This window comes from Halobellus sp. GM3 (genome assembly GCF_052545375.1).
In genome coordinates this window covers 303,615-328,416 of sequence record NZ_JBQWLT010000003.1, presented here as the reverse complement: position 1 = coordinate 328,416, position 24,802 = coordinate 303,615, and the positions used below count along the sequence as shown (strand labels likewise).

The following is a 24,802-nucleotide window of genomic DNA, read 5'->3' as shown; positions in this document are numbered from 1 at the left end:
TCCGAGCCCTGCGTGGGTGTTTCCTCACTCAAACCCCACCGGGGAGAGCCCCATAGCTAATCGCGAGTTTCGACGTTCTAACCGGGAGTTTGCGGCGCTAACGGCCGGATCAGGGGATTAATCGCCGATTACCCGCTCACAAAACGGATTACGGCCGAGTCGGCGACTGAGGCCGGGACGTCCCGTGGCGCGTCGGTCCCGCTGACTACCCGAACGCGACCGCGGTAGGAACCGCCTAGCGCTCTCGGCCCTCGAGATGGGTGAGCTTTCGACGGAGAACTGTTGTTACCAGATGATAGCGATTCGCTTAACGTTTAATTCAGACAATTGCTCCGGCGTTAACCGACTCAATTACTATGAGGTTATCTCATTGACAGAAGGTCGCGAGGCCACCAATGAGCTATCGATCAACTGGAGGGGGACGGAAGCTATCCGAGACGGACATCCACGATCTCCTCAGGAACGACCGGCGACGCCAGACGATCAAGTGCCTGCAAGAGCAGGGCCGCGAGGTGATGCTCCGAGATCTCGCCGAGGAGATCGCGGCGCGCGAGACCGGCGAGTCGCCGCCGCCGCGAAACATCCGCGACAGCGTGTACATCTCGCTGCACCAGAATCACCTCCCGAAACTCGACGACGCCGGCGTCGTCGACTACGACCGCGACAGAAAGACGATCGAACTCCGCAAGTCCGCCCGGGAGGTCGACGTGTACATGGAGGTCGTGACGAAGTACGGGGTTCCGTGGGCGACGTACTACCGCGCGCTCGGGACGGTCTCGCTGTTTTTGATCGTCCTGTCGCTGACGGGCGTTCCGGGGGTCGCAGCGGTGGATCCACTCATCTTCGCCAGCGCGTTTCTCGCGCTGATCGCGGGGTCCACGCTGTATCAGCTCTGGTCCCGGCGCTGGCTGTACCTCACGCAGCTGTCGTGAACGAATCACGGTTCTCACAGACGGATCGGCGGCGCAAGCAACGACAGCGAGTAGCGCGCAAACGCTGCTATAGAATACACCATCAAACGATGAAACCCCTCTGTTCGGCACTGTTCAGGTAGCTGAAATCTATAGTAGCGTTTGCAAGTCTTTACACACTCGATTGCACGACGGCGTACGGTCGGATGTGCAATCAGTTGAAAACGCTACTATAGTATCCGACCGAATCGAAACTCACCCAGTATCGGTTGAGATCCCTCCTATCTCACCTCCGCGCCCGGGCCGAAAGAGATATGAATATGAATATGATATGAATATGTGTGAGTGAGAGTCAAGAGCGAAAAGTCGGTGAACGGGGGCAGGTCACCCTTCCGAAAGAACTGCGAGAGAAACTGAACATCCACGGTGGTGACGAAGTGCTTGTTCACGAAGAAGACGGAAAAATCACCATCGAGAAACCCGCAAGTCGAGAGGAACTCGCCGAGGGGTACCGGCGACGTGCGGCGGAGGCCAAAGCGCTCTCAGCGGAGATGGCTGGCGTGTCTCGCGAAGCCGACGAGTACCTCGGCGATTCCCCTGAGTGGTAGTTGATGGCCGTTCGCCACGGTGACATCGTTATCGTAGAGCTTGACCCGACAGAGGGCTCCGAACAGCGAGGAACCCGCCCGTGTCTAGTTGTCCAAAACGACGTTGGGAACGAGAACGCTCCGACGACGATCGTCGTTCCCTTCACGACGTCGCAGGGGGACAAGCTGTATCCGTTCGAGGTGCTCGTCTCGGCCGCGGAGTCGCCGCTTCGAGAGGATTCGGTCGTGCTCTGTAGCCAGATTCGGACGGTTTCAATCGAGCACCGCATCACCGACAATATCGGCCCCATCCCGGATACCCGTATGGAGGAAGTCGACGCGGCGCTCGAATACAGCCTCGGTCTGAAAGAACTCTAACGACTCTCCCGCTGCTCGGCCTTGTTCAACTCGCTAAAATCCACCATACGGAGTGGAGAATCGAACTACCGATCAATCGTGCCAAGCTTGGCGAGCATGCACACTCGTCACCGTTCTCGTGAACCAGCAGCCGCAATTCTACGCGATAAGGTCGCTTGGTTCGACGGCTCCGTTATCGAGTAGCTCACCATCAAACGTGGCCAGCGTGGCGTCGAGGTCATCGGCCAGAGAGAGGAGGACGCAATCGAGTGTGTACAACAGTGTATCCTGTTGAAGACTGTACGCGGAAATCTGGTCGCTGATTTCTGGTGCGTAAATATCGACCTGCGTGTAAATGTCGGAGAGTACGTCCTCGACCCTATCCTGTTCGACTCGCTTCTTTTTCGTCATCACCGATCGAATTTCCATAAGATTCAGGATGGACGTACAGAAGTCGTGATCCTGATTCAGAAACTCGGTCGCAACGTCTCCTCGGGCGGGTTCTTCGGTCAAACTGGCGATGAAGACGTTCGTATCAACCAGGACTTTCATCGGCGCTCGCGCACGTCTCGAACCACTTCGACGGAGTCGATATCAACGTCCGCCAGCCGTCCCGAGAGTACGTCTCCAAGTTTTGCCGCCGTGCTGTCGGCCTCGTCGCCAGAGTCTGCCCAGTCCGGCGGAGTCGCATAGCTTCCCATAAATCCGAATACGACTGACTGACGTAAATCCCTTCGGACAGTACGGGAGATGAGATCGCTCGTTCGGTAGGGAGCGACCCACCGGGCGTGTCACCTGTTCAGGGGTCAAAGACGTGATCAAATCTTCCGACTGCTAATCGAATCCAAAATTCGCAAGGCAACGTCGAGAACCGACAAACTAATCCCCTAATACGCGGCTAGAACTCTCATACCAGCCGTTCTATAGGCTACCGACTCTCCCGCTGCTCGGCCTTGTTCAACTCGATGAGCAGCCGAAACACGGCCTTGACGATGTTCGAGTCCAGATCGAAGTGCTCGGCGTTTCGACCGGCGCGCTCCATCACGCGTTCTTCTTGGCCCTCGTCCGTCGTCGGCAGGCCGCGTTCGTCTTTCACCTGCGCGATCGAGTCGGCGACGTAGGTCCGTCGCGCGATCAGGTCGACGATCTCGCGATCGATGTCTTCGATCTCCTCGCGGAGTTCCTCCAGCGAGGGCTCTTCCTCGGCGTCGGAATCGTATTCTCGCGTCATAGTATTCGTGCTCCGTCGTTCCGCGTCGTCGTCCGCCACGTCCGCCCGCTCCGCTCGCTCCACAACTCTTGGACGCGGTCGAGACCCTCGCCGCCAGGACCGTCGACCGCGACGACGCTCGGGCCGGTCCCCGAGAGCGAGACGCCCGCGACGTGCGGCATCGCCTCGACGGCCGGGTCGGCGGAGAACCCGAGCGCCGCGGAGAACGCCAGGCCGTTGACCGTCATCGCCTCGGCGTAGCGGCCGTCGAGCGCGAGGTCGGCGACCAGTTCGGCCATCGGCGCGACGTTCCCACAGCGCTCGACGTCCGCGTCGGCGCTGTAGGCGCGCTCGGCGGGCGTCCAGACGAGAACGTCCCACGAGACGTCGCCGTGGGCGAGGAGCTCGTCCGCGTCGTTGTCGGTGACGGTGACGCCGCCGAGCATCGACGCCGAGGCGTCGTCGAACGCGCCGGTGACGGTGACGCCGACCTCGCGGGCGGCCCGCACGCCGAGCCGGCACGCCTCGAGCGGGTCCGGGTCCGCCCCGAGGGCGTCGGCGGCAGCGAGCACGGCAGCGTTGGCGGCGGCGCTCGAACTCTTCAGGCCGGCCGCCATCGGGACGTCACTCTCGGTCCGAACGGTGCCGCCCGTCACGGCGGCGTCGTCGCCGTACGTCTCGATCGCGAGTTCGACGCAGCGCTCGATCAGTCGGGTGTCGGCGTCGGCGTCCTCGGCGACCGACCCGGTCACGCCCTCGGAGTCGTCGAGTTCGACGGTGGCGGTCGTCTCGGCGTCGATCGCGAACGCCGAGCCGGTCTCCGTCGCGAGGGCGTTCAGCACCGTCCCCGCCCCCAGTGCGACAGCGCGGCCGTACATACTCGTACGCTATCGACCGACGTGAAAGGTGTAGCGATCGACGGTCGGTGGCGTCTGTCGCTGTTCGGTCGCTCTGGGCCCCATTGCAGGGCCGAGCGGTCACTCCGGATCCCGTCGCTGGATCATCCCCAAGACGCGCCAGCCGAGGACCCGATCGCCCGCCGGCGCCCGCCCCGTGACGTCGACGTCGACGTACCCGCGTCGAGGGTCGGACGCGGAGACGCGCTTCTCGACGACCTCGACGTCGGCAGACAGCGCATCGCCCGGCCGGACGGGTCGATACCACCTGAGGTCGTCGACGCCGCGGCCGCCGAGAAACGCGACGCGACCGAAGAACGCCTCGGTCGCGAGTCGGTTGCAGGCGGCGAAGCTGTGGAGGCCGCTCGCGACGAGGCCGTCGAACGGGGACGCCGCGGGCGCGTCGTCGCCGACGTGAAACGGCTGAGGGTCGTACTCTCGCCCGAACTCGACGATCGAGTCGCGGGTGAGTTCGACCGTTCGATCGGATTCGAAGCGGTCGCCGACAGAGAGGTCCTCGTAGGCCAGCTGTTCGTCCGAATTCGACGGTGTCGGGTCGCGGTCGCTCATACGTCCGCGCAGACGCCCCCGCGCCAAAGCCGCTCCGTTCGCGCCGCGGGTCGACGCGTCTCGGTTCGTGCCGCGCGACGAGCGGTTCGTCCCGCGGGTCGAGTGCGTTCTCTCGCGTCCTGTAGGTCCTATCGCGTTGCTTTTGAGAGCCCCGCGCGAACACGGAGATATGAGCGCGCGCAACGACGTCCCGCCGAGCACCGTCGGCGTCGAACTCCTCGATCACGGGGTCGAAGTCGAGTACACCGACGGCCGGACGACGCTGTACCGGGGCGTCCCCGAAGCCGTCACCGACACGCTCACCACGCCGCCGAAGAAGGAGACCCACGTCTTGGTGACTGATCCCACCGAGACGGAGGGCGTGATGCTGTACGTGAACGACCTGAAGACCCACGACGACATCCTCGAGTCGACCGGCGTCGGGCGGGTCGTCCTCGAACAGGGCGAGACGGAGGAGGTCTTTCCGGGCGTCACCGTCCGCCGCGTCGGCGGGATGCGGACCGAGATCGAGGCCGACCCCGAGGTGGCCCGCGGCCGCGTGTTCGTCTTCGTCGAGGACGACTGGAGCGAGCGGTCCTACGAGTTCGTGTCCGGGGATCCCGAAGCGGACGAGCAGTGAGATGGCGCTCAGAAAGCGCTGGAAGCCGCTGACGCGGTCGACTGTCGGATCCGCTCCCGACGCGTACGGGCTCGTCGAGTTCGGCGACGCCGACGGGGACGTGACCCGCGCCGTCGCCGGCTTCCTCCCCGATACGCTGCGCGAGGAGCTGGCGTACGGCGACGCCGAGCGCGTCCGGTGGGAGCGCGCGCAGTCGCCCGAACACGCCGAGCGATTGCTCGAAGAGCGGTAGGGTAGGGGGAAAGCCGCCTCGCGGCCGCCCCGTTGATCGCCGGATCAGTCGCCCGATCAATCGCCAGACCGGTCGCCGTCGAAGCGCTTCGCCCGGAGGTAGCGCGCTCGATACCGGTTCGCGCCCTCGCCGACGTCCGCCTCGCGGATCTCGTCGACCCGGCCGTCGGCGACGGCGTCGACGATCTCCTCGATCTGTTCTCTCTCCGAGGGCGTGAGGTCGAACTCGTAGGTTCGGGTCTCCTCCGCTTCGAGCCTCGTCCACTTGCGCGCGGCCGCGACGACCAGCGAGCAGGGCTCCCTGCAGGGGAACGGCCCCGCCCCGCCGTCGACGCCGAGCTCCCGGCTCTCGTCGTACTCCCACTCCCGCCGTTTGAGACACTGCGAGTCGACGCAACAGGCCTCCGCCATCCACTCGACGGCCTCGGGCGGCAGGTCCTCGACGACGTCGTAGATCCCCGTCTGCCGCTCGGCGGTCTCCCGCCAGTGCGTCACGTCGAGTTCGCCCTCGCGTTCGAGGTTCCAGTTCGCGACCGACGCGGGGTAGAACACGTCCAGCGCCCCGACCGCGTCGCGGCCGTCGAGGTCGGGGAAGCGCCACCCCGGGACGAGCGTCGGCGCGGTCTTCAGCGGTCGATAGCGCCCGCGGTCGTCCTCGGTCGCGATCTCGCGCGCGTCGAGTGGGTCCTCGTAGTCGTCGAGGTCGTCCGGGTCGGCACCCACGTCGTCGACGTGGCGCAGTTCGTAGCGTCGCGCCCCGTGCTCGCCGAGCGTCGCCGTGACGACGACCTGTCCCCACTCGGTCCGCACGCCCGACCGGAGTTCCGCATACCGCCTCGGAACGGAGCGCTCGTCGGCCGCCTCGGCGTGCCGGAGGAACGCCCGCCGGTGCCGGCCGCGGCGGCCGACCGCGACCTCCCAGTAGTGCCAGTTGGTGACGTACGGCGCGGCCTCGTCCCCGCGCGCGATTTCGCGGAACGCGGACTCGTCGAGACCGCGGTGCCCCACGTCCCGTTCCGGGATCTCCAGCGCGTAGCCCGCATCGTCCGTGCCCGCGCGCAGACCGTCGAAATCGACCGGGTCCGCTCCGGACTCGATGCGGTCCAGCAGCGCCTCCATCTGCTCGTCGGTCACACTGTCTCGTTCGGGACCGGAGCGCTCCCGATCGGACCCCGTCTCGGACACGTCAGTCACCCGCCGTCGGCGTCTCCCCGACGCCGTCAGTCTCGCGGGTCGCCTCGCGGACGGTCGCGATGGCCGCCTCGATGTCCGCGCCGGCGTCCGCGGCGCGCTCGAGGATGACGTCGGCCATCAGGCCCTCGGTCCCGACGGCCCCGGCGTACCAGATGCGGTGGCCGCCGACGTCGGCGGGGACGTCGTACCCCGTGCGGTAGTCGTCGGTGAGCCCCATATCCTCCGGGATGTCCTCCTGGGTGTGGAAACCGTCGGCGATGAACAGCGGCACGACGACGACGTCCCCGCTCTCGAAGTAGTCGGTCACGTCGTCGACTTCCGGCTCCTCGTCCATATAGAGCGCCTGCACCTCCTCGAAGCGCCCCGTCTCGCGGACGCGCTCGGCGTGGTACTCGATGGCCTTCGCGGAGTTCTCGTTTCGCTCGGTGCCGTGGCCGACGACCGCGAGGCCGAAGCCCTTACCCACGTCGGGATCGCCCGTCACCGTCTCCGCGCGTCGGACGATCACGTCCGTCATCGCCTCGTGCGTGCCGACCGGCCCGCAGTAGTGGACGGTCTGGCCGGTGTCCGCCGCGGTGAGCGTCGCCGTGTTCGCGCTCAGTCCGTCGGAACCCCACGCCGAGACGTCCCAGCCAGACAGGCGGAGCTCCCGCGGGATCACCTGTTCGGTGAAGTACCCCTCGCTGACGAAGAGGGGGACGACGAACACCTCCTCGGATTCGACGGTCCGGAGGACCTCCCTGAGGGACGGTTCCTCCTTCCAGAACCCCGTCTTCACCTCGTCGAACGCGCCCGTCTCGCGGATCGTGTCCGCGTGGCGGTGCGTCGGCGCCGACGAGTCGGGGTTGAGATGCGACCCGTGAGCCACGATGACCAGCGCTTGCATACCCGGGGCTCGGGACGGAGCGGCCTTAGGGACTTCGCACCGCGCGGTGGTCGCGTCGGGACCGCGAGACGACACATGCGACTCGCTCAGGCGACCATATAGAACGGGTCCTGCTCGATCATCGGTTCCAGCGCGTTTCTCATGTCGTTCGCTCTGAAGAACGACAGCTTCAGTCCGTTTCTGTCGCGGCTATCGAGGACGCCCTGTTCTTCGAGGTACGTCTCCATCTTCCAGCGGCTCCAGTTGTAGATCCCGGTGAACGTATCGTTCCGCTGGGTGATTCGCTCGTGGGTGTCTTCGTCGTAGTATATCACGCCGGAGTGGGTCTCCGTCGTGTGATACGGCGTCTCTGCCTGAAGGGAGATGTAGTGATACGGCGTCGAGACGAGGCGGTTCGTGCCGATGTTCGCGATCAGGACGTTATCCGAATCGAGCTGTGCGTAGCAGCCGTTCTCTCCGAACGTATCGCGGTGGTCGCAGCCCTCGAACCGGTAATCGCCGCCGACGAGGATCGAGTGTATCGGATCGTCCGTGCGGTACTCGGCGTCGGCGAGAAACAGTCTGGAGAACGCCCCCACCTGTGGTTTCGAGTACCGCTTGTGGTACACTCCCGAGGCCCGAAAGCTCGGGGTGAATCCCGGCACTAAGACGCTCTCGAACTGTCTCGCCAGTTCGGAACGGAGCCGGTCGTACGACTGGCTCCCGAACGCGGCCGCCACGTCGCTCAGTCCGATATGCAGAAAGACGACCGGGTCGTCGTAGTCCCCGAGAATCGACTGTAGCTCGGCGAACGGAAACGGTGACGCGGACGTGTCCGTGATCTGCTCTCTGACTCGGCGCACGTACTGCTCTCTCGCGACCGCTTGCCACCGGTTGAGCTCCCGAAGCGGGTCGATGCCGCCGGTCATATCCATCCGCGTCCCTCCGAGAACCCCGATACGGCGTTGTCCGTCGTCCGGGCGCAACGGTTCGCAGCGGAAACGTCAGTTCGGCGACCCGCGGGCCGCGGGTCGCGGAGTCGTGACACGACGGGTACGCTCCGTCCGGCCCGTGATGCCAGCTGGAGCCGCTCCCTAATCGACGGTCCGCGTTCCCTCCTCGCGAACGCTGCCAAGGTGAGCACAGGCTTCGAACGGGACGTAGGCCGTTTGTAAATCGGTGAATACCCCGTTTACCGAGCCGGAGTCGCGTTATCGGTCTATTAAACGAGAGCAGATCGAGGGGGACGGCCGCTCTCGGCGGGAGGAGCACCTCGCCACACCGGTGTGGTGGGTGTTTGGCAGTAACGTCCGGATACTCCGCTGCTCCCGGGTCGAACCCACTCCCGATCGGGTGTGTGCCCGAGCGACCCCCGCACTTTTCTTCCCGTCCCGCGAGTGATGGGATATGTCACTGGCCGCCGAGACGCGGGCCGCCGTCCGGGCCCGCCCGTGGCTGCTCCGAGCGCTCCGAGCCGGCGTGGTGAACTTCGCGGCCGCCGCGGAGTCGCTCGACGTGGAGGGAGACGCGGACTCGATCGCGACCGCGCTGCGGCGGTTCTCCGAGGACCTCGATCCCGCGGCGACCGCCGATCGCGACGTCGTCGTCCGGATGCGGAGCGGCGTCGGCCTCGCGGGCGTCGACGTCGGCGCGGACGCCGACGGTGCGGGTGTCGACGGCGACGCCGAGGCGATCCTCTCGGTCGGCGACGCGTCGATCGTGACCGCGGACGGGAGCCTGACCGCCATCGTCGCCGACGGCGACGTGGACGCGGGGGCGCTCGCGTCGGTCGTCGACCGCCTCGCCGCGGAGAAAGTCGTCGTCGACGCCGCGGGCGTCGCGGGCGGCGAACTCGTCGTCGTCGTGCCCCGCTCTGACGGGCCGAACGCGCTCCGCCTCGTCGAGGACGCGCTGGCGGCGGTTCCGACGATTTAACAACCACGACGCGAGTACGGACTGGCGATGACGCTGTCCGTGACCAACACCCTGACGGGCGAACGCGAGGAGTTCGAGCCGCGGAACGACGACGAAGTCCTGCTGTACGTCTGCGGGCTGACGGTCTCGGACGACGCGCACCTGGGTCACGCCCGCCTGTGGGCGCACGCGGACGTGATGCACCGCTGGCTGGCCCACGAGGGCTACGACGTCCGCCACGTCGAGAACTTCACGGACGTCAACGAGAAGATCGTCGCGCGGATCGGCGAGGACGCGTTCGGCGACAGCGAGGACGCGGTCGCACAGCACTTCGTCTCCCACGTGATCCGCGATATGCGCGGGCTGAACCTCAAGCGCGCGGAGGTCTACCCGCGGGTCTCAGAGCACGTTCCCGAGATCGTCGACCTCGTCGAGACCCTGGTCGACCGGGGGTACGCCTACGAGTCGAACGGCTCGGTGTACTTCGACGTCACCGCCTTCGAGGAGTACGGCAAACTCTCGAATCAGCGCCTCGAGGAGATGGAGTCGCAGGCGCTCGAGGAGGAACGGTCCGAGAAGCGCCACGCCGCCGACTTCGCGCTCTGGAAGGCCGGCGCGGTCGATCCCGACGACGTCGCCGAGCACCGCCACGAGGGGCTCGATCCCGTCGACGACGCCTGCGGGCAGACGTGGGAGTCGCCGTGGGGCGAGGGCCGCCCCGGCTGGCACATCGAGTGCTCGGCGATGTCGATGACGCACCTCGACGACACGATTGACATCCACGTCGGCGGCCGCGACCTCGTGTTCCCGCACCACGAAAACGAGATCGCCCAGAGCGAGGCCGCGACGGGACAGCAGTTCGCCCGCTACTGGCTCCACGTCGGCCTGCTGCAGACCGCGGGCGACAAGATGTCCTCCAGTCTCGGCAACTTCCTGACCGTCGAGGAGGCCCTCGATCGCTACGGCGTCGACGTCGTCCGGACGTTCTACGCCTCGACGGCCTACCGCAGCGAGCAGACGTTCGGCGCCGAGGAGATGCGCGAGGCCGAGGAGCGCTGGGAACGCCTCGAACGCGCCTACGAGGCAGCCACCGACGCCTGCGACAGTACCGACGCGTACGCGAAAGTCGAGGACGGCGACCTCCGCGACGCCGTCGAAGAGACGCGCGCGTCCTTCCGCGAGGCGATGAACGACGACTTCAACGTCCGCGAGGCGATGGCTGCGCTGCTCGGACTCGCGACGGCCGTCAACCGACACGTCGACGGGCGCGAGACGTACGACTACTGGGCGCTCCGCGAGGCGGTGGAGACGTTCGAGGACCTCGGCGGCGGGGTGTTCGGGCTCTCGCTCGGCGGGGACGACGCAGGCGAAGGGACCGTCACGCTCGCCGAGGAGCTGGTCGAACTCGTCCTCGACGTCCGCGAGGCCGAGCGTGCGGCCGGCAACTACGAGCGCGCCGACGAGCTCCGGGACGGCCTCGCGGCGCTCGGCGTGGAGGTACAGGACGGGGACGACGGCCCGACGTTCCGGTTCGAGTAGCTGGGGAAGGCTTTCACGGAGAGGTCCCCGTCTCAGTGGCGGCTCATTCTCCGGCCGCGGTGGCGATCCTACGCCGTCGTGAACAGGTGCGTCTCGTCGGGGATCTCGAACAGCCCGATCCGGACGCCGGCGTCGAGCCACCCGTAGCCGTACGAGAACGACGCCAGCGCGTTCACCGGGTCGTCGTTCTCGCGGAAGTGCCGGCCGTCTTCGAGGTACGAGCGCGCCATCTCCCGGATCTCTGCGGCCGCCTCGCCGAGCGGCGTCGATTCGGGGACCGCGATCTCCGCCTCCGCGAGCGCGTCGGCGAACATCCCCTCGTAGCGGTCCGTCTTCTCGATCAGATCCGCGGGCATGGCTATGGAGAGTGACCCTCGATACGTATGTCTGTCCCTCGGCTCCAGTGGCGGCTGCCGCTCGCGACAGCACCTGCCGACGTTCGACGACCGAGAGCGATTGCGCTCTACCAATCAGTATTGTGGGTATATAGCAATACAGTATGGCAGGCGGCGCGCACGACAGCGGAACCTAAAAGGATGGGTCGAACAAAGGAACGGGTATGACAGGTAACGCCGACGAGGCCGTCGAACACCGCCCGCTCATCGTCGCTGGCTCCGGAATCGCGGGGCTCTCGGCGGCGATCTACGCCGGGCGATCGAACAACGAACCGCTCGTCTTCGAGGGCGACGAACCCGGCGGACAGCTCACGCTGACGACTGAAGTCGACAACTATCCCGGCTTCCCCGAGGGCATCTCCGGGCCGGAGCTCGTGCAGAACATGAAGCAGCAGGCCCAGCGCTTCGGCGCGGAGATCAAAAACGGCATCGTCGAGTCGGTCGACGTTGCCGAGCAAAGCTCGGCAGGAGACCAGACGCAGTCTGGTACTACCGAGGAGCGTCCCTTCACGGTCCGGCTGAAGAACGGCGATGTCTACACGGCCGACGCGCTCATCGCCGCCTCGGGCGCGTCCGCGCGGACGCTCGGAATCCCCGGCGAGGACGACTTGATGGGCTACGGGCTCTCGACGTGTGCGACCTGCGACGGCGCGTTCTTCCGCGACGAGAAAATAATGGTCGTCGGCGGCGGCGACGCCGCGATGGAGGAGGCGAACTTCCTCACCAAGTTCGCGTCCACGGTCTATCTCGTCCACCGCCGCGAGGAGTTCCGCGCGGAGGACTACTGGATCGACCGCGTGATGGAGAAAGTCGAGGAGGGCGAGATCGAGATTATGCGAAACACCGAGGTGACGGAACTCCACGGGAGCAAAGAGGAGGGCGTCGACCACGTCACGCTGGTCAGCCACCCCGAGGGCCACCCCACGGCCAAGATCGACGATCCCGAGACCGAGGAGTCCGACTTCGACGTCGGGGCGGTGTTCTACGCCATCGGACACACGCCGAACACGGCGTATCTCGAGGGGACGGGCGTCGAACTCGACGACGAGGGCTACCTGCGGACGCACGGCGGCACCGGCGGCAATCAGACCGCGACGGACGTCGACGGCATCTTCGGCGCGGGCGACGTCGTCGACTCCCACTACCAGCAGGCGGCCACCGCCGGCGGGATGGGCGTGAAGGCCGCGCTCGACGCCGACGACTACCTCGAGGAACTGAAGCGCGAGGAGAAAGCCGCCGCGAGCGGCGAGGTCGCGACCGCAGAGAGCGACTGATCGGGGACCTATCGGGGACCGGTATTCGATTTCAGACGCGGAGGGCGCTCTGGCTGTCGTGTTCGACGAACCCGACATATGATGGCATCACACATATCCGTCTGTACGCGCTACCGTGAGGCAATGAGGTCGGATCCGACGCTCGAGACGATCGACGGACTGCTCGCGGCGGCACTCGAAGAGACGGTCGACTCGGAGGCTCACTACAAGATCCGCAGCGCTCGTCAGCTGTTGGCTGTCGTTCAGGAACGACTCGAAGAACTGGATCGGGACATCACCCTCGAACTCGACGAACTCGACGAACTCGACGAACTCGACGAACTCGACGAACTACCGACCAACGGAATCGAACCCAGCGAGTAAATGCCCGACCGCACGGCTGGACGCGGATCGAGGACAACGAAGTCGCAGCCGATGGGATCAGGGACCGTGGTGATCGTCGAAGACCAGGGGTTACAGGAACGGTTGATCGGGTTTCTGATCGGCGACGATCACCGCGTCGTCGCGACCGCGCAGTCGGCAGACGAAGCGTACCGGGCGGTCGCGGCGAACCGCCCGGACGTCGTGTTGATGGATCTGAACCTCCGGCAGGGCAACGGCTTGGACGCGACCCGCCGAATCAAGTCCGCCCACCCGGAGACCGCGGTGATCATCAGTTCCGCGTATACGGACGCGGGGATACGCTTCGAGGCGTTCACGGCCGGGGCCGTTGGCTACCTGACGAAACCGTACGACCGAGCGCACCTCATCGACGCGATCGGCTCGGCGCTTTCGGAGTGAGGCCGCGTGCCACGCTCTCGCCGAGCGGAGCCGCCCTGTCGGCGCCGACCGATTCGCCTCCCGGCAGGACCGTCGGCGAGCGGAAACGATTAGCACCGGGGCGCCGTCAGGGAGACCGTGTCACGGCTTCGTCGTAGCGGCTCCGCGCTCGCGAGAACGCTGGAGGAGGCGGGCGTCATCGAGGAGTCCCGGCTCCGCCCGACCGTCGATCTGGCGTGGCCGCGGATCGTGACCGGCTTCGCGATCATGTCGAAGCGGACGGTCGACCTCGCGCTTGTCGGCCTCGTCGTCGGCCCGACCGCCGTCGCGGGGCTGACGATCGCCAACGCCTTCTGGATGGTTGCGAAGTTCTCGGCGATCGGCCTCGCCGGCGGAACCGTCGCGCTCGTCTCACAGAACTACGGCGGCGGCGACAGCGCTCGCGCGGCGGCCGTCGTCCGCCTGAGCGTGCTCCTCGCGGTCGCCCTCGGGGTGCCGGTCGCCCTGCTCTACGGGACGGCCGCGGAGCCGCTCGTCGGACTCGTCGGCGACGACCCCGAGAGCATCGGTCACGGGGCGACCTATCTCGCCATCGTCGGCCCCGCGCTCCTGTTCGAGTTCCTGAACCTGATCGCCAGTCGGACGTACGCGGGCATCGGCGACACGCTCACGCCGATGGCGGTGCGCGCCGGCGGGGCCGTCGCCAACATCGTGCTGTCGGCGGCGTTCGTCCTCGGCCTCGGAATGGGGGTCGCGGGGGCCGCACTCGGGACCACGCTGGCGACCGCCCTCGTGACGGTCGTGTTCACGTGGGGGATGACCGGCCGGACCTACCTCCGCGGCCGCGGCGCGAGCCCCGTTCCGCTCACGCTCGCGCGGCCGTTCTTCGATCCCGAACTGCTCGGTCAGATCGCTCGGGTTTCGACGCCGCTCGTGGCTCGGCGGGCCGCACAGGGGCTGGTGGTCTTTCCGCTCCTCGCGATCGCGGCGACGTTCGGCCCCATCGCCGTCGCCGCGATCGGCGTCGGCCGTCAGGTCCGCGCCCTGCTGGAGAGCTTCTCGTGGGGCTTCTCGATCGCGGCGTCGACGCTCGTCGGCCAGGAGCTCGGCGCGGGCGCGGAGGGCGAAGCCGAGGCGATCGGCTGGGGGATCGTCCGGCTGTCCGCGGTGATCTACGTCGCCGCCGCCGCCGCCGTCGTCGCCTTCGCGGACCCGATCGCCGGGATCTTCGTCGACCGCCCCGCCGACCGGGCGCTGTCGGCCCAGTTCGTTCGCGTCGCCGCCATCAGCGTGATCGCGATGGGCGTCGACGGGTCCGTCACGGGCGCGTTGCGCGGCGCGGGCGACACGCAGGTTCCGTTCCTCGCGGCGCTCGCGGGGCTGTATCTCGTCGCCCTTCCGGCGGCGTGGCTCGGCACCGTCGTCCCGGCGCTGGGGATCGGCGGCCTCCTCCTCGCGCTGCTGGCGGAGACCGCCGTGCCGATGGTGGTGAACCTCTGGCGCTTCCGGTCGAACCGCTGGAAGGCGATCAGCCGAAGCTACCGGCCGAGCGTCGGCGACTGATACTGCGTGTTCTCGTCTCGTAGCGGTGAGCGCCCACCCCGGTGACGGCGCTCACCGGTAAAAAGTGAGCAAACTCAGTATGAGACAGTCGGGTGTCGCCGCTCCTCGACGGAATCCCGCCCGATTCCCACAGACCCTTATGTCGAGCCGCCGGAGAGGGCGTATGGTCGACACTGAGACCTACACAGTCGAAGCGCCGAACGGCGACGTCGAGGAGATCGAGCTCCCCGCGGGGCTCGTCGACGTCTTCACCGAACAGGGCGAGTCGCCGACGGTCGTCGTCGGGGACCTGCTCATCCAGTCGTTCGCCCAGCAGGCACACGGCGTCGTCCACCACAGCCAGGGCGAGACACCCGCCGATCTGGAGGCACTCAACGAGAAGATGGAAGCGCTCTTCGAGGAGCGCTTCGGCGTCTCCCTCGGCGAGGCGATGGGCCACAGTCACTGAACGCGTACGCCCCCGTCCGGCGTCGCCTTTTTCGCGAGCGTATCCTCAGACGAACGCGAGCGGGACCATCGCGAGCACGCCCGCCGCGATCCCGCCGAGCAGTTCGCGTCGACCGCCGCCGGGAAGCCGCCGGCCGACGTCCAGCGCCTCCGGGATGAACTCCGTCAACACGAGATAGATCATCGCGCCCGCCGCGAAGCCGAATCCGGCGGGGAGAAACTCCCGCGCCGTGCGGACGAAGTAGAACGCCAGCACCGCGCCGACGGGCTGTGGGAGGCTGGAGAAGACCGACCACCACACGAGCTTCCAGTTTTCGACCCCCATCGAGCGCAGCGGGATCGAGATCGCGACCCCCTCGGGGATGTTGTGGATCGAGATCGCGATCGTCATGAAAATCGCCAGCAGCGGTACCACGAACCCGAAGATCTGCGTCCCGCCCTCGATGCCCAAGTCCGCGAACGACACGCCCACGGCGACGCCCTCGGGGAACGAGTGGATCGTCAGCACGCCGAGAATGAGCACGAGCTTCTTGAAGTCCGCCTCGGCGTACTGCTTCGGGTCGACCTCCGCCGCCTCGATGAGGTCGTGGGCGACGTAGACGAGGACGACGCCCGCCAGTAGCCCGACCACGAGGAGCGCGAGCTGCCGCTGCGGGATCGGCTCGGCGGAGATCCCCGAAAGCGTCACTTCCACGTACGCCCCGAGCGCTTCTAAGACGAGTCCGAACACCGACGCCGAGAGCATGATCCCCGAGGCGATCCCCCACAGCGTGACGTTCCACCGGTCGCTCACGTCCGAGACGAAAAAGAACGGTAGCGCCCCCAGCCCCGTCGCTAGCGCGGTGATAAAGCCCGCGACGAAGACGAACGCGAACGACCACAGTTCGACCATACGAACGCTAGCGCGGCGACGACCATAAATATTTCACATTTCTGATTGTTTTGGCCAGCCTAAATCGGTGGATAATCTCCCGTTCAGCGACCTATCAGTGGTGGCACGATGATTAATGATATTAATTTTGATTGGTTTCTGGCGCACCGTCGAAGCACTCTTTTGGATCGTCCGCACAGAGAGCGTGTGCACCGACGAGCGCTCGAATTCCTCGAACGGTCGCGGGAGCGTTACGACCTCGATCTCGACGTCGAGGAGTTCCCCGAAGGCACGGAGACGGCGGCGGACGCGGCGGCGGCGGTCGGCTGCGACGTCGGACAGATCGCGAGCAGTCTCGTCTTCGAGGCGGACAACGAACTGGTCGTGGTGGTGACGAGCGGCGCCAACCGAGTCAGCCATCGCGACTCGCGGCGCACCTCGACGCCGAGAGCGTCGCGATGGCTGACCCCGACGAGATCAGTTCGGTGATCGGGTGGAGCATCGGCGGGGTGCCGCCGGTTTGTCACGACGCCGACGTTCCCCTCCTCCTCGACGAGTCGCTCCTGGACTGCGGGACGGTCTGGGCCGCCGCCGGCGCGCCGACCGCGGTGTTCCCGATCGACCCCGACGAGCTCCGGCGCGTCGCTTCGGCCACCCCGGTCGAGATGTGAAGAGCGCGACCTCTGACGGCCGGCGGCGTCGCTACCGGGCGAACTCCACGTCGGTGAACTCGAAGCGCGCCCCGCCCTCTGTCCCGTCGGTCACTGAGACCTCCCAGCCGTGGGCGTCGGCGATCCACTTGACGATCGCGAGGCCGTATCCGGTGCCCCGATCGGCCGTCGAATGACCGAGATCGAACACGCGATCGCGCTCCTCGGTCGGGATGCCGGCCCCGTCGTCCTCGACATAGAAGCCGCGTCCGTCGAGGAGGCCGACGCGGACGGTCGCCGACTCGCCGGCGTGCTCGACCGCGTTCCGAAACAAGTTCTCAAAGAGGTTCTGGAGGCGGTCGGAGTCGGCCAGCACCGCGGCACCAGCGTCGTTTTCCAGCGTCGCGTCGGCGGTCCCCACGGTGGTCCAACACCGGTCGACGAACGCGTCGAGGGGAACGCGTCGAGGGGAACGCGCTCTTTCTCGCCGACGTGTCGTCCCTGCTTCGCGAGCGTGAGCGTGTCCTCGATGATGGCCCACATCCGAGCTATCGCGTCGTCCATCGACTCCAAGTGCGCAGAGTCACACTCCGCGGCGGCGAGCCGGAGATGTCCCTCCGCGACGTTCAGCGGGTTTCTGAGGTCGTGCGCGACCACGCTCGCGAACTCCGACAGCCGCTCATTCTGCTGTTTGAGCTGTTTCTCGTACTTCTTCCGGGTGCGGATCGTCCGGAGTGAGACGAGAGCGCCGACCAACTGCCCGCCGGACTCGATCGGCGTGATCCGCGTCTCGGCCGGGAGCCGGCGCGGCACGGGGGCACCCTCGGGGTGGATCATCGACAGCTCCACGCGCTCCTCGATCGACTCCCCGGCGAGGACCAATTCCACGGCCGATCGAAACAGCTCGAAGCCGTACTCGACGACCGCCTCGAACCGCCCGTACTCAGCGCCGAGTACGTCCTCAGGGGAGGTTCCCGAGATGGTGTAGAAGCGCTCGTTGGCGAACGCGATGGTCCCCTCGGCGTCGATCGCGAACACCGGCTCCATCTGGTTTCGAGAGACGGTTTCGAGGTCGATCGGACCGTCGTCTCGGGCCATGGGCTGCGTACAGCGCTCCGTTATGTAAATCGCACGCATATTTCCCACCGGTTTTGGTTCGATTTGACCCGACCGGTGTCCCGGTTCGGACGGAATCGGTTTCGTGTGTGCGTATCGAGTATCGCCCCGTTCGGGGGATTCCGGGGGGTTCGCGCACGTTCACCTACGCGGTCGCCGACAGCGTGCGATCGACATTCCACCGGGTTGTTCCCAACACAATAGTATATCCCTCACAAGACCGTACCCTCCGGTGTGATGAGCCGAGATACCACCGCCGACGGCGGACGCGCCGGAACCGACGCGGCCGACCGTGAACGCGTCTGGCTCGTCGAGCGGACGTACTCCGACGACGAGCAGAACATCGTCATCCTCGTGTACGCGACCCCCGACGGCTCTCGGTACCTCAGAAAAGAGCGCGCGCTGACCAGTTTCGACGACGCCCGCGACACCACGGCGTCGCTGCGCCCGCGGGAGTCGAGTCTGGGCGAGGTTACCGACGCGGACGAACGCGAGCGCTACGCGGCCGAGGCGCAGCGTACGCGCGAGCAGTACGGGCCGAACGAGACGATTTAGCGGCGCCACAAACCGTTCCCCGTCGCACGTCCGGGTGCGGCCCACCCGAATTTAACCGTCGAGGCGACGTAGTCACCGTCGATGGGTGAGCTATCCGAGCTGTTCGCGCCCGACCGCGTCGCCGTCGTGGGCGCGACAGAGCGCGAGGGATCCGTCGGGCGGGCGATTATGGAGAACCTACTCGCGTCCTTCGAGGGCGACGTCGTCCCCGTGAACCCGAACTACGAGTCGGTCCTCGGCATCCCCGCCGTCGACGGGGTCGGCGCCGCCGCCGCCGATCTCGCCGTCGTGGTCGTCCCGCCGGGGATCGCGGTCGACGTCGTCCGCGAGGCCGGCGAAGCCGGGATCCGCAACGCGGTGGTGATCACGGCGGGGTTCAGCGAGACCGGAGCCGACGGGGCCGCACGGGAACGCGACCTGATCGACGTCGCGACCGAGTACGGCACCAGTCTCGTCGGTCCCAACAGCCTCGGGATCATGTCGACGCCGGTCGGGCTGAACGCCACGTTCGGGCCCGAGAACGCCACGGCCGGACGGATGTCCTTTATGAGCCAGTCGGGGGCGTTCATCACGGCCGTCCTCGACTGGGCGAACGATCAGGGAATCGGTTTCAAAGACGTCGTCTCGCTTGGAAACGAGGCCGTACTCGACGAGTCCGACTTCGTTGAGGCGTGGGGCGACGATCCCGACACGGACGTCATCATCGGTTACCTCGAGGGGATCGACGACGGGCGGACGTTCATCGAGACGGCCCGCGAGGTGACGCGGGAGACGCCGATCGTCCTCGTGAAGTCCGGACGCACGGACGCCGGCGCGCAGGCGGCCTCCAGCCACACCGGAACCATCGCCGGCGCCGAGCAGGCGTACGAGGCCGGCCTCGAACAGGCCGGCGTCATCCGCGCCGACTCCGTCCAAGAGCTGTTCGACGCGGCGCGCGTCCTCGAGAGCCAGCCACTCCCCGAGAGCGACGCCGTCGCCATCGTCACCAACGCGGGCGGCCCGGGCGTGATGACTACCGACGCCGTCGGCGACTCCCGGCTCTCGTTGGCGTCGTTCACCGACGAGACGCTCGAGGCCTTCTCGGAGACGCTGCCGCCGGAGGGGAACGTCTACAACCCGGTCGACGTGGTCGGCGACGCCGACAACGAGCGGTTCCGTGACGCTGTCGACGTCGTCCTCGGGGACGACCACGTCGGCAGCGTCGTCGTCCTCGCGTGCCCGACGGCGGTCCTCGACTACGAACGGCTGGCCGCGGACACGGCGCGGCTACAGGAGCGACACGGGAAGCCCGTCGCCGCCTGTTTCATGGGCGGCGCGCGGGTCGCGCCCGCGGAGGACGTCCTCTCGGCCGCCGGCATCCCCAACTACTTCGATCCCTCCCGGGCGGTGCAGGGACTCGACGCCCTCTCGCGCTTCCGCGACATCGCCGAGCGCGAGTACGACGCGCCGGCGTCGTTCGACGTCGACCGCGAGCGCGCCCGCGCGATCCTCTCCTCGGTGGTCGAACGCGACGACGCGCGGCTCGGGGTCGAGGCGATGGGGCTGCTCGAGGCCTACGGCATCGACGTCCCCGACGGCGAGATCGTCGAGTCGCCCGAGGACGCCCTCGACGCCGCCGAACAGATCGAGGGCGACGTCGTGATGAAGATCGTCAGTCCGGACATCCTGCATAAGTCCGACATCGGCGGCGTGAAGGTCGGCGTCTCCGACGAGTCGGTCGCCGACGCCTACGAGGACCTCGTCTCGCGCGCGCGGAACTACCAGCCCGACGCGAGGATTCTCGGCGTACAGATCCAAGAGATGGTCGATCTCGACGCCGGCGTCGAGACCATCGTCGGGGTGAACCGCGACCCGCAGTTCGGACCGCTCTTGCTCTTCGGTCTCGGCGGCATTTTCGTCGAGACGCTCGAAGACACGACGTTCCGGGTCGCGCCGGTCTCGGGGTCCGAGGCGGAGGCGATGACGCGCGAGATCGACGCCGCGCCGCTTCTGCGAGGCGCTCGCGGCCGCGAGCCCGTCGACGTGGACGGCGTGGTCGAGACGATACAGCGGCTCTCACAGCTCGTGACCGACTTCCCGGCGATCCTCGAACTCGACATCAACCCCCTCGTCGCCGCGCCCGAGGGCGTCAGCGCCGTGGACGTACGGCTCACCGTCGACCCCGACGAACTGGGACGGGCCAGCGACGGGCGCGCCCACGGTGACCGCGACGACCCCCGGAAAGCGACCGGCGAACACCACTGAGGTACCACCAATGCACGACACCCTACTCGTCACCTCGATCGCGGAAAGCACCGGCAAGACGGCAATCACACTCGCGCTCGGTCGGCTCGCACAGGAACGCGGCCTCACCGTGGGATACATGAAACCGAAGGGCACGCGGCTCCAGTCGAACGTGGGGAAGACCCTCGATGAGGATCCGCTTCTTGCCCGCGAGCTCCTCGGGCTCGAAAGCGAGATCCACCAGATGGAGCCGATCGTCTACTCGCCGACGTTCGTCGACGGCGCGGTCCGGGGCAGAGAGTCCCCCGACGAACTGGCCGCTGTCGTCCGACGGCACTTCGAGGACCTCGCCGCCGGAACCGACCTGATGCTCGTCGAGGGCGGCGGCGACTGGACCACCGGCGGTATCGTCGACCTGACCGACGCCGACGTCGCGGCGCTGCTCGACGCCGACGTCCTGCTCGTGGCCGACTACGAGACGCCCGGCGATCTCGACGCGGTCCTCGCGGCCGCCGACGCGTTCGGTGACCGGCTCTTGGGAATCCTGTTCAACGGCGTGAGCGACACCGCCTTCGACGGCCTCGAGGGGGAGGCCGTCTCCTTCCTCGAAGACCGCGGAATCCCCGTCCTCGGCGTCGTGCCCCGCGAGCGCGACCTCGCGGGCGTCACCGTCTCGGAACTGGCCGCGGAACTCGGCGGCGACCGCCTCACCGAGGGCGACGGCGACGCCTACATCGAGCGCTTTCTGGTCGGGGCGATGGGCGGCGACGCCGCGCTCAGGCACTTTCGGCGTACGAAGAACGCCGCGGTCATCACCGGCGGCGACCGCTCTGAGATCATCGCCGCGGCGCTCGAGGCCCCGGGAGTCAAGGCGGTCATCCTGACCGGCGGGCACCGGCCGACCGGAGCGGTGCTCGGTAAGGCCGAAGCGAAGGGCGTTCCCCTCCTTCTCGTCACCGGCGATACGCTCTCGGTCGTCGACCGCGCGGAGGCGGTGGTCAACACCGGTCGCGCTCGCGACGAGGAGACCATCGCGCGGATGCGCGAACTCCTCTACGACCACGCGGATATCGACGCGCTCGTCGGGCCGGACCGTACCGCGTCCACCACGGGTGACGGCCGGACAGCGAACGGGAGTGAAGAGCAGTCGGCCGGAGACGCACAGACCGGAGACGACGCGGACACACAGGCCGGAGACGACGATAGTCGAAAGAATTCGAAAAGGGGTAATTAGACGCATTAGACGGGCCGTTCGGCCCATTTCCTACCGGGACAACGCCGAAATAAACCACTGATTAACTATTACCGATGCCGACGAAGTGGGGGTATGGAGTTCGATTGGCCGACGTTCTTCGAGTGCGCCGCCTGTGGTGCAGCGGTGCCGACGGCTTCGGTCGCATACGACGACCTCGGGTATCCCCTGTGTCCGGAGTGCGGGGCGCGAACGGGGCCGCTCGCGAGCCTCGACGCCGCGGAAGCGGTCGAAGGCGGCGTCGCGGACTGATTCGGATCGAGCTACCGCTGTAACCGCCGCGTCGTCTCGACGAGCGGGTGGCGACCGTAGTCTAAGATCTCGATGTCGTCGATCGAGAAGAGGCCCTCTTTTTCGGCCGTCTTCTGCATCCCGAGATCGACCGCCTCATCGAGGACGATCACGGACGCCTCCATCTCTTCGATGCCGAGCTGGCTGGCGGCCATCACGCGGTGGTGGCCGTCCGCGAGCAGGAGTTCCCCGCCGTTGTCGATAACGACGAGCGGCTCTGCGAGCCCCCGTTCGAGCTCGTACTGCCGTCCTTCGAGTTCGTCGGCGTAGACGCGCCCCTGCGTCGGCGTGAGCGCGCTCAGTCGGACGGTTCGGTTCTCCTCGTGGACGCTCACCTCGTGGATCTGCTCGAGCGTCCGCATCAGTTTGCCCACCTTCTCGGGCGTCGCGCGCTCGATCTGGGAGCGGACGACATCGGTGTTCGAGATGATCCCCACGAGGTTGTCCGCGTCGTCGACGACCGGGAGCTTCTGAATCCCCGACCGCAGGATCACGCGCGCGGCGTCGATGACGTCCATGTTCGGGTGCGCGACGATGATGTCCTCGGTCATCACCGTGAAGATCGGCGCGTCGTCGTCGACGAGGAGGAGGTCGCTGGCGGTGACGAAGCCCTCGACCTTCCGGCCCTCCGAGACGGGAAACCCGTTGTGGCCCTCGCTCTCTTTGATCCGGCGCGCCACATCCGCGACCGTGTCCGTCGGCGAAACCGTCTGCACCTCCCGCGTCATGTATTCGTTCACTTTGGGTCTCCCGCTCATCGTCGACAGTAGACCGTCGCCCCGCAAAAGGGTACTCCCCCGTGGTCGTCCGTCCGCCCGCTCGCCGTCGGGAGCGCTGTCCGTCCCACCGCGTCGCTGACGGCCGGTCTCGTTCGGCAGTGGCTCTTCGTCGGGCATCGCTCACCACTCCTCGAAGGGGAACTCGAGGGTCCACTCGATCTCGTCGTCGCCAACGTCGAGAAGCGTCGTCGCGTTCTCGAGCGTCTCGAAGAGGCGCCCCGAAATGACTTCGGTGACGATGTCGTACAGTTCGTCGGTCGATTCGTCGGCGACCTCCGCGAGAATCCCTAGCGGCACCTGCGCGCCCGCCATGTCCGCGTGTCCGCCGGCGCTGCCGATCGCGCCGAGCGCGTCGCGGAGCGTCTCGCCGAGGTCGACGTCGGTCCCGCGCGCTCGCCCGGAGACGTAGATCGTCCCGTCTTTGAACCCGTAGACGACCACCACGTGGATGCCCTCCATGTTCAGGAGGTGATCGGCCGCCTGTGCGAGCGCGTCGCGGTCGCGTATCGCGCCCACGTTCGACGCGAGCGCGTCGCCACGGACCTCGCGATCGCGGATCGCCCGCGAGAGCGTTTCAAGCACCTCGGCGGTCATACTGGGTGATTCGACCCGGTCGAGAAGCGAGAGGTCCGCGAACTCGAGGAGCCACGCCGCCGCCTCGAAGTCCGCTGCCGAGACCTCCCTCGAGAAGTCGTCGGTGTCTACCCGAATCCCGAAAAGCAGCGCCGTCGCGAGCGACTCGGTAGGCCGGATGCCCGCCCGGCGGAGGTAGTCCGCGAGCAGCGTACTCGTCGCGCCGATATCGTGCCTGAGGTCGACGAACCCGGCCTCGATCGGCGCGCGCGGCGGATGGTGGTCGATGACGATGTCGACGGCGGTGTCCGCCGGGAGTCCGTCGTTGACCCCCGGTCGGGAGTGGTCGACGAGCGCGACGCCGGCGTAGGGCTCGATTCCCTCCTCGTCGAGTTCGACGAGTTCGAGGTCCAAGAGGTTCACGAGCGCGCGGTTCTCTTGATGCGAGATCTCCCCGAAGTAGCACGCGTCTGCGGGCGTGCCGACCGCCTCGGCGAGTCGGGCCAGCGCGAGCGCGCTCGCGATCGCGTCGGGATCGGGGTTGTCGTGCGCCACAACAGCCACTCGACCGTCGATTCGTCGGAGCGCCGAGGCGAGTCGGTGCAGGCGATCCGCGTCCGGCGTGCTCGTCACGGTCCGCAGGCGGTCGAGGAGGGCTCTCTCGGCGTCGACGACCCGGTCTGCGACGCCCTCGATCCGTTCGCGCGCCCCCGTGGACGATCCGGAGTGTAGGTACGCCACGATACAGGCGTCCGGGTAGGCCGCACGCGCGCGCTCGGCGGCGTCGGCGTTCGTCGTCGCGTCGTCGCTCGCCACGAAAACGACATCCACGTCGGCGGGGAGCGCTTCGGGTTCGTCGGGCGCCCGCCGGACCGTCTCGACGCTCGTACCGCCGAGTTCGTCGACGACGTCGCCCCGCTGAGTGACGATCGTCAGTTCGCCGGGCCACTCGGCGACGCGTTCGATGGCCTCGCGCGCGGCCTCTCCGCACCCGAGGACCAACCGCCGTTGCATACCCATCTCTCTGGACCCCCACCTTTTTACTTCGTCGGGTGCGCCTGCGGCGCACCGCTCTCCACGGGCGACCTATGAGTCGCCCGTGGGGAAGCGAGACGGCGAGCCGTCTCGCACTCCTCGCAAAAAGCTGGACCAAAAAGGTGT

At 67.1% G+C, this 24,802-nt stretch carries 29 protein-coding genes and 2 pseudogenes; 17 read left to right on the top strand and 14 right to left on the bottom strand.

The features are described from left to right. Nucleotides 1–395 precede the first annotated feature (395 nt). The 3 genes from ACT3HL_RS07015 (at nt 396) to ACT3HL_RS07005 (ending at nt 1,876) form a co-directional block, all read left to right on the top strand. Nucleotides 396–932: a DUF7344 domain-containing protein gene (locus ACT3HL_RS07015; protein WP_445086096.1), complete on the top strand. Its 537-nt coding sequence runs from the start codon at nt 396–398 to the stop codon at nt 930–932. 320 nt (nt 933–1,252) lie between these two features. Then, a complete protein-coding gene (locus tag ACT3HL_RS07010) occupies nt 1,253–1,519 on the top strand; it encodes an AbrB/MazE/SpoVT family DNA-binding domain-containing protein (RefSeq protein ID WP_445086095.1) in 267 nt (88 codons plus the stop codon). A 3-nt stretch (nt 1,520–1,522) separates the two neighbouring features. Further along, a complete protein-coding gene (locus ACT3HL_RS07005) occupies nt 1,523–1,876 on the top strand; it encodes a type II toxin-antitoxin system PemK/MazF family toxin (RefSeq protein WP_445086094.1) in 354 nt (117 codons plus the stop codon). A 138-nt stretch (nt 1,877–2,014) separates the two neighbouring features. Here ACT3HL_RS07005 and ACT3HL_RS07000 read toward each other — a convergent pair whose 3' ends face one another. The 5 genes from ACT3HL_RS07000 to ACT3HL_RS06980 all read right to left on the bottom strand — a co-directional run bounded on the left by ACT3HL_RS07000 (nt 2,015) and on the right by ACT3HL_RS06980 (nt 4,531). Beyond that, nucleotides 2,015–2,407 (bottom strand): PIN domain-containing protein, encoded by a 393-nt coding sequence (locus ACT3HL_RS07000; protein WP_445086093.1) that lies wholly within the window; start codon nt 2,405–2,407, stop codon nt 2,015–2,017. Then, entirely contained in the window at nt 2,404–2,556 is a 153-nt protein-coding gene (locus tag ACT3HL_RS06995; RefSeq protein WP_445086092.1) for a hypothetical protein, read from the bottom strand. Before ACT3HL_RS06995 ends, ACT3HL_RS07000 begins: the two co-directional genes overlap by 4 nt. Before the next feature lie 227 nt (nt 2,557–2,783). Beyond that, on the bottom strand, nt 2,784–3,086 hold the full coding sequence (locus ACT3HL_RS06990) for a chorismate mutase (RefSeq protein WP_445086091.1): 303 nt from the start codon (nt 3,084–3,086) through the stop codon (nt 2,784–2,786). Beyond that, entirely contained in the window at nt 3,083–3,943 is an 861-nt protein-coding gene (locus tag ACT3HL_RS06985) for a shikimate kinase (protein ID WP_445086090.1), read from the bottom strand. The genes ACT3HL_RS06990 and ACT3HL_RS06985 overlap by 4 nt, the downstream gene beginning before the upstream one ends. A 99-nt stretch (nt 3,944–4,042) precedes the next feature. Further along, a complete protein-coding gene (locus ACT3HL_RS06980) occupies nt 4,043–4,531 on the bottom strand; it encodes a MaoC/PaaZ C-terminal domain-containing protein (RefSeq protein ID WP_445086089.1) in 489 nt (162 codons plus the stop codon). Nucleotides 4,532–4,700: 169 nt separating this feature from the next. Here ACT3HL_RS06980 and ACT3HL_RS06975 point away from each other — a divergent pair, with 169 nt between their 5' ends. Together ACT3HL_RS06975 and ACT3HL_RS06970 are read left to right on the top strand one after the other, a co-directional pair. Further along, nucleotides 4,701–5,150, top strand: a complete 450-nt coding sequence (locus ACT3HL_RS06975) for a DUF5796 family protein (RefSeq protein ID WP_445086088.1) — start codon at nt 4,701–4,703, stop codon at nt 5,148–5,150. A 1-nt stretch (nt 5,151) separates the two neighbouring features. Further along, nucleotides 5,152–5,382, top strand: a complete 231-nt coding sequence (locus ACT3HL_RS06970; RefSeq protein ID WP_445086087.1) for a DUF7508 domain-containing protein — start codon at nt 5,152–5,154, stop codon at nt 5,380–5,382. A 56-nt stretch (nt 5,383–5,438) separates the two neighbouring features. Here the strand turns inward: ACT3HL_RS06970 and ACT3HL_RS06965 are convergent, their stop codons facing one another. The 3 genes from ACT3HL_RS06965 to ACT3HL_RS06955 form a co-directional block, all read right to left on the bottom strand. Beyond that, nucleotides 5,439–6,500 (bottom strand): DR2241 family protein, encoded by a 1,062-nt coding sequence (locus ACT3HL_RS06965; protein ID WP_445086185.1) that lies wholly within the window; start codon nt 6,498–6,500, stop codon nt 5,439–5,441. 67 nt (nt 6,501–6,567) lie between these two features. Further along, nucleotides 6,568–7,461 (bottom strand): CbiX/SirB N-terminal domain-containing protein, encoded by an 894-nt coding sequence (locus tag ACT3HL_RS06960; protein WP_445086086.1) that lies wholly within the window; start codon nt 7,459–7,461, stop codon nt 6,568–6,570. Nucleotides 7,462–7,547: 86 nt separating this feature from the next. After that, nucleotides 7,548–8,375: an AAC(3) family N-acetyltransferase gene (locus tag ACT3HL_RS06955; RefSeq protein WP_445086085.1), complete on the bottom strand. Its 828-nt coding sequence runs from the start codon at nt 8,373–8,375 to the stop codon at nt 7,548–7,550. Nucleotides 8,376–8,847: 472 nt separating this feature from the next. Between ACT3HL_RS06955 and ACT3HL_RS06950 the strand changes: the two genes are divergently transcribed. Then, nucleotides 8,848–9,375: a DUF7523 family protein gene (locus ACT3HL_RS06950; RefSeq protein WP_445086084.1), complete on the top strand. Its 528-nt coding sequence runs from the start codon at nt 8,848–8,850 to the stop codon at nt 9,373–9,375. Between the two features lie 27 nt (nt 9,376–9,402). Beyond that, a complete protein-coding gene (gene cysS / locus ACT3HL_RS06945) occupies nt 9,403–10,893 on the top strand; it encodes a cysteine--tRNA ligase (protein WP_445086083.1) in 1,491 nt (496 codons plus the stop codon). A 68-nt stretch (nt 10,894–10,961) separates the two neighbouring features. Here the strand turns inward: cysS and ACT3HL_RS06940 are convergent, their stop codons facing one another. Then, on the bottom strand, nt 10,962–11,249 hold the full coding sequence (locus ACT3HL_RS06940) for a DUF357 domain-containing protein (protein WP_445086082.1): 288 nt from the start codon (nt 11,247–11,249) through the stop codon (nt 10,962–10,964). Nucleotides 11,250–11,452: 203 nt separating this feature from the next. On the opposite strand from ACT3HL_RS06940, the gene ACT3HL_RS06935 reads away from it, so the two are divergent. The 5 genes from ACT3HL_RS06935 to ACT3HL_RS06915 all read left to right on the top strand — a co-directional run bounded on the left by ACT3HL_RS06935 (nt 11,453) and on the right by ACT3HL_RS06915 (nt 15,332). Then, nucleotides 11,453–12,562 (top strand): FAD-dependent oxidoreductase, encoded by a 1,110-nt coding sequence (locus tag ACT3HL_RS06935; protein ID WP_445086081.1) that lies wholly within the window; start codon nt 11,453–11,455, stop codon nt 12,560–12,562. A 123-nt stretch (nt 12,563–12,685) separates the two neighbouring features. Then, nucleotides 12,686–12,925, top strand: coding sequence for a hypothetical protein (locus ACT3HL_RS06930; protein WP_445086080.1), 240 nt, complete (start codon nt 12,686–12,688; stop codon nt 12,923–12,925). Between the two features lie 51 nt (nt 12,926–12,976). Next, the gene (locus ACT3HL_RS06925) at nt 12,977–13,342 is read left to right on the top strand and encodes a response regulator (RefSeq protein WP_445086079.1); all 366 of its coding nucleotides are present in this window, start codon (nt 12,977–12,979) and stop codon (nt 13,340–13,342) included. Nucleotides 13,343–13,459: 117 nt separating this feature from the next. Next, nucleotides 13,460–14,884, top strand: coding sequence for an MATE family efflux transporter (locus ACT3HL_RS06920; protein ID WP_445086078.1), 1,425 nt, complete (start codon nt 13,460–13,462; stop codon nt 14,882–14,884). A 163-nt stretch (nt 14,885–15,047) separates the two neighbouring features. Next, nucleotides 15,048–15,332 (top strand): DUF7545 family protein, encoded by a 285-nt coding sequence (locus ACT3HL_RS06915; protein ID WP_445086077.1) that lies wholly within the window; start codon nt 15,048–15,050, stop codon nt 15,330–15,332. Nucleotides 15,333–15,377: 45 nt separating this feature from the next. Here the strand turns inward: ACT3HL_RS06915 and ACT3HL_RS06910 are convergent, their stop codons facing one another. Then, a complete protein-coding gene (locus ACT3HL_RS06910; RefSeq protein WP_445086076.1) occupies nt 15,378–16,223 on the bottom strand; it encodes a ZIP family metal transporter in 846 nt (281 codons plus the stop codon). A 186-nt stretch (nt 16,224–16,409) separates the two neighbouring features. Between ACT3HL_RS06910 and ACT3HL_RS06905 the strand changes: the two are divergent. After that, nucleotides 16,410–16,873: pseudogene (locus ACT3HL_RS06905) on the top strand (YbaK/EbsC family protein). A gap of 31 nt (nt 16,874–16,904) precedes the next feature. Here ACT3HL_RS06905 and ACT3HL_RS06900 read toward each other — a convergent pair. Together ACT3HL_RS06900 and ACT3HL_RS06895 are read right to left on the bottom strand one after the other, a co-directional pair. Continuing rightward, nucleotides 16,905–17,228: an ATP-binding protein gene (locus ACT3HL_RS06900; RefSeq protein ID WP_445086075.1), complete on the bottom strand. Its 324-nt coding sequence runs from the start codon at nt 17,226–17,228 to the stop codon at nt 16,905–16,907. Nucleotides 17,229–17,365: 137 nt separating this feature from the next. Beyond that, nucleotides 17,366–17,899, bottom strand: a pseudogene (locus ACT3HL_RS06895) (histidine kinase dimerization/phospho-acceptor domain-containing protein); the annotation flags it as partial. Between the two features lie 306 nt (nt 17,900–18,205). Here ACT3HL_RS06895 and ACT3HL_RS06890 point away from each other — a divergent pair. From ACT3HL_RS06890 to ACT3HL_RS06875, 4 genes are all read left to right on the top strand, one after another. Continuing rightward, on the top strand, nt 18,206–18,523 hold the full coding sequence (locus tag ACT3HL_RS06890; protein ID WP_445086074.1) for a hypothetical protein: 318 nt from the start codon (nt 18,206–18,208) through the stop codon (nt 18,521–18,523). A gap of 81 nt (nt 18,524–18,604) precedes the next feature. Then, entirely contained in the window at nt 18,605–20,767 is a 2,163-nt protein-coding gene (locus tag ACT3HL_RS06885; protein ID WP_445086073.1) for an acetate--CoA ligase family protein, read from the top strand. A gap of 10 nt (nt 20,768–20,777) precedes the next feature. Then, nucleotides 20,778–21,980, top strand: coding sequence for an AAA family ATPase (locus ACT3HL_RS06880; protein WP_445086072.1), 1,203 nt, complete (start codon nt 20,778–20,780; stop codon nt 21,978–21,980). A 93-nt stretch (nt 21,981–22,073) separates the two neighbouring features. After that, nucleotides 22,074–22,250, top strand: a complete 177-nt coding sequence (locus ACT3HL_RS06875) for a hypothetical protein (protein WP_445086071.1) — start codon at nt 22,074–22,076, stop codon at nt 22,248–22,250. An 11-nt stretch (nt 22,251–22,261) separates the two neighbouring features. Here ACT3HL_RS06875 and ACT3HL_RS06870 read toward each other — a convergent pair whose 3' ends face one another. Beyond that, nucleotides 22,262–23,047, bottom strand: coding sequence for a CBS domain-containing protein (locus tag ACT3HL_RS06870; protein ID WP_445086070.1), 786 nt, complete (start codon nt 23,045–23,047; stop codon nt 22,262–22,264). A gap of 141 nt (nt 23,048–23,188) precedes the next feature. After that, entirely contained in the window at nt 23,189–24,655 is a 1,467-nt protein-coding gene (locus ACT3HL_RS06865; protein WP_445086184.1) for a DHHA1 domain-containing protein, read from the bottom strand. Between the last annotated feature and the right edge of the window lie 147 nt (nt 24,656–24,802).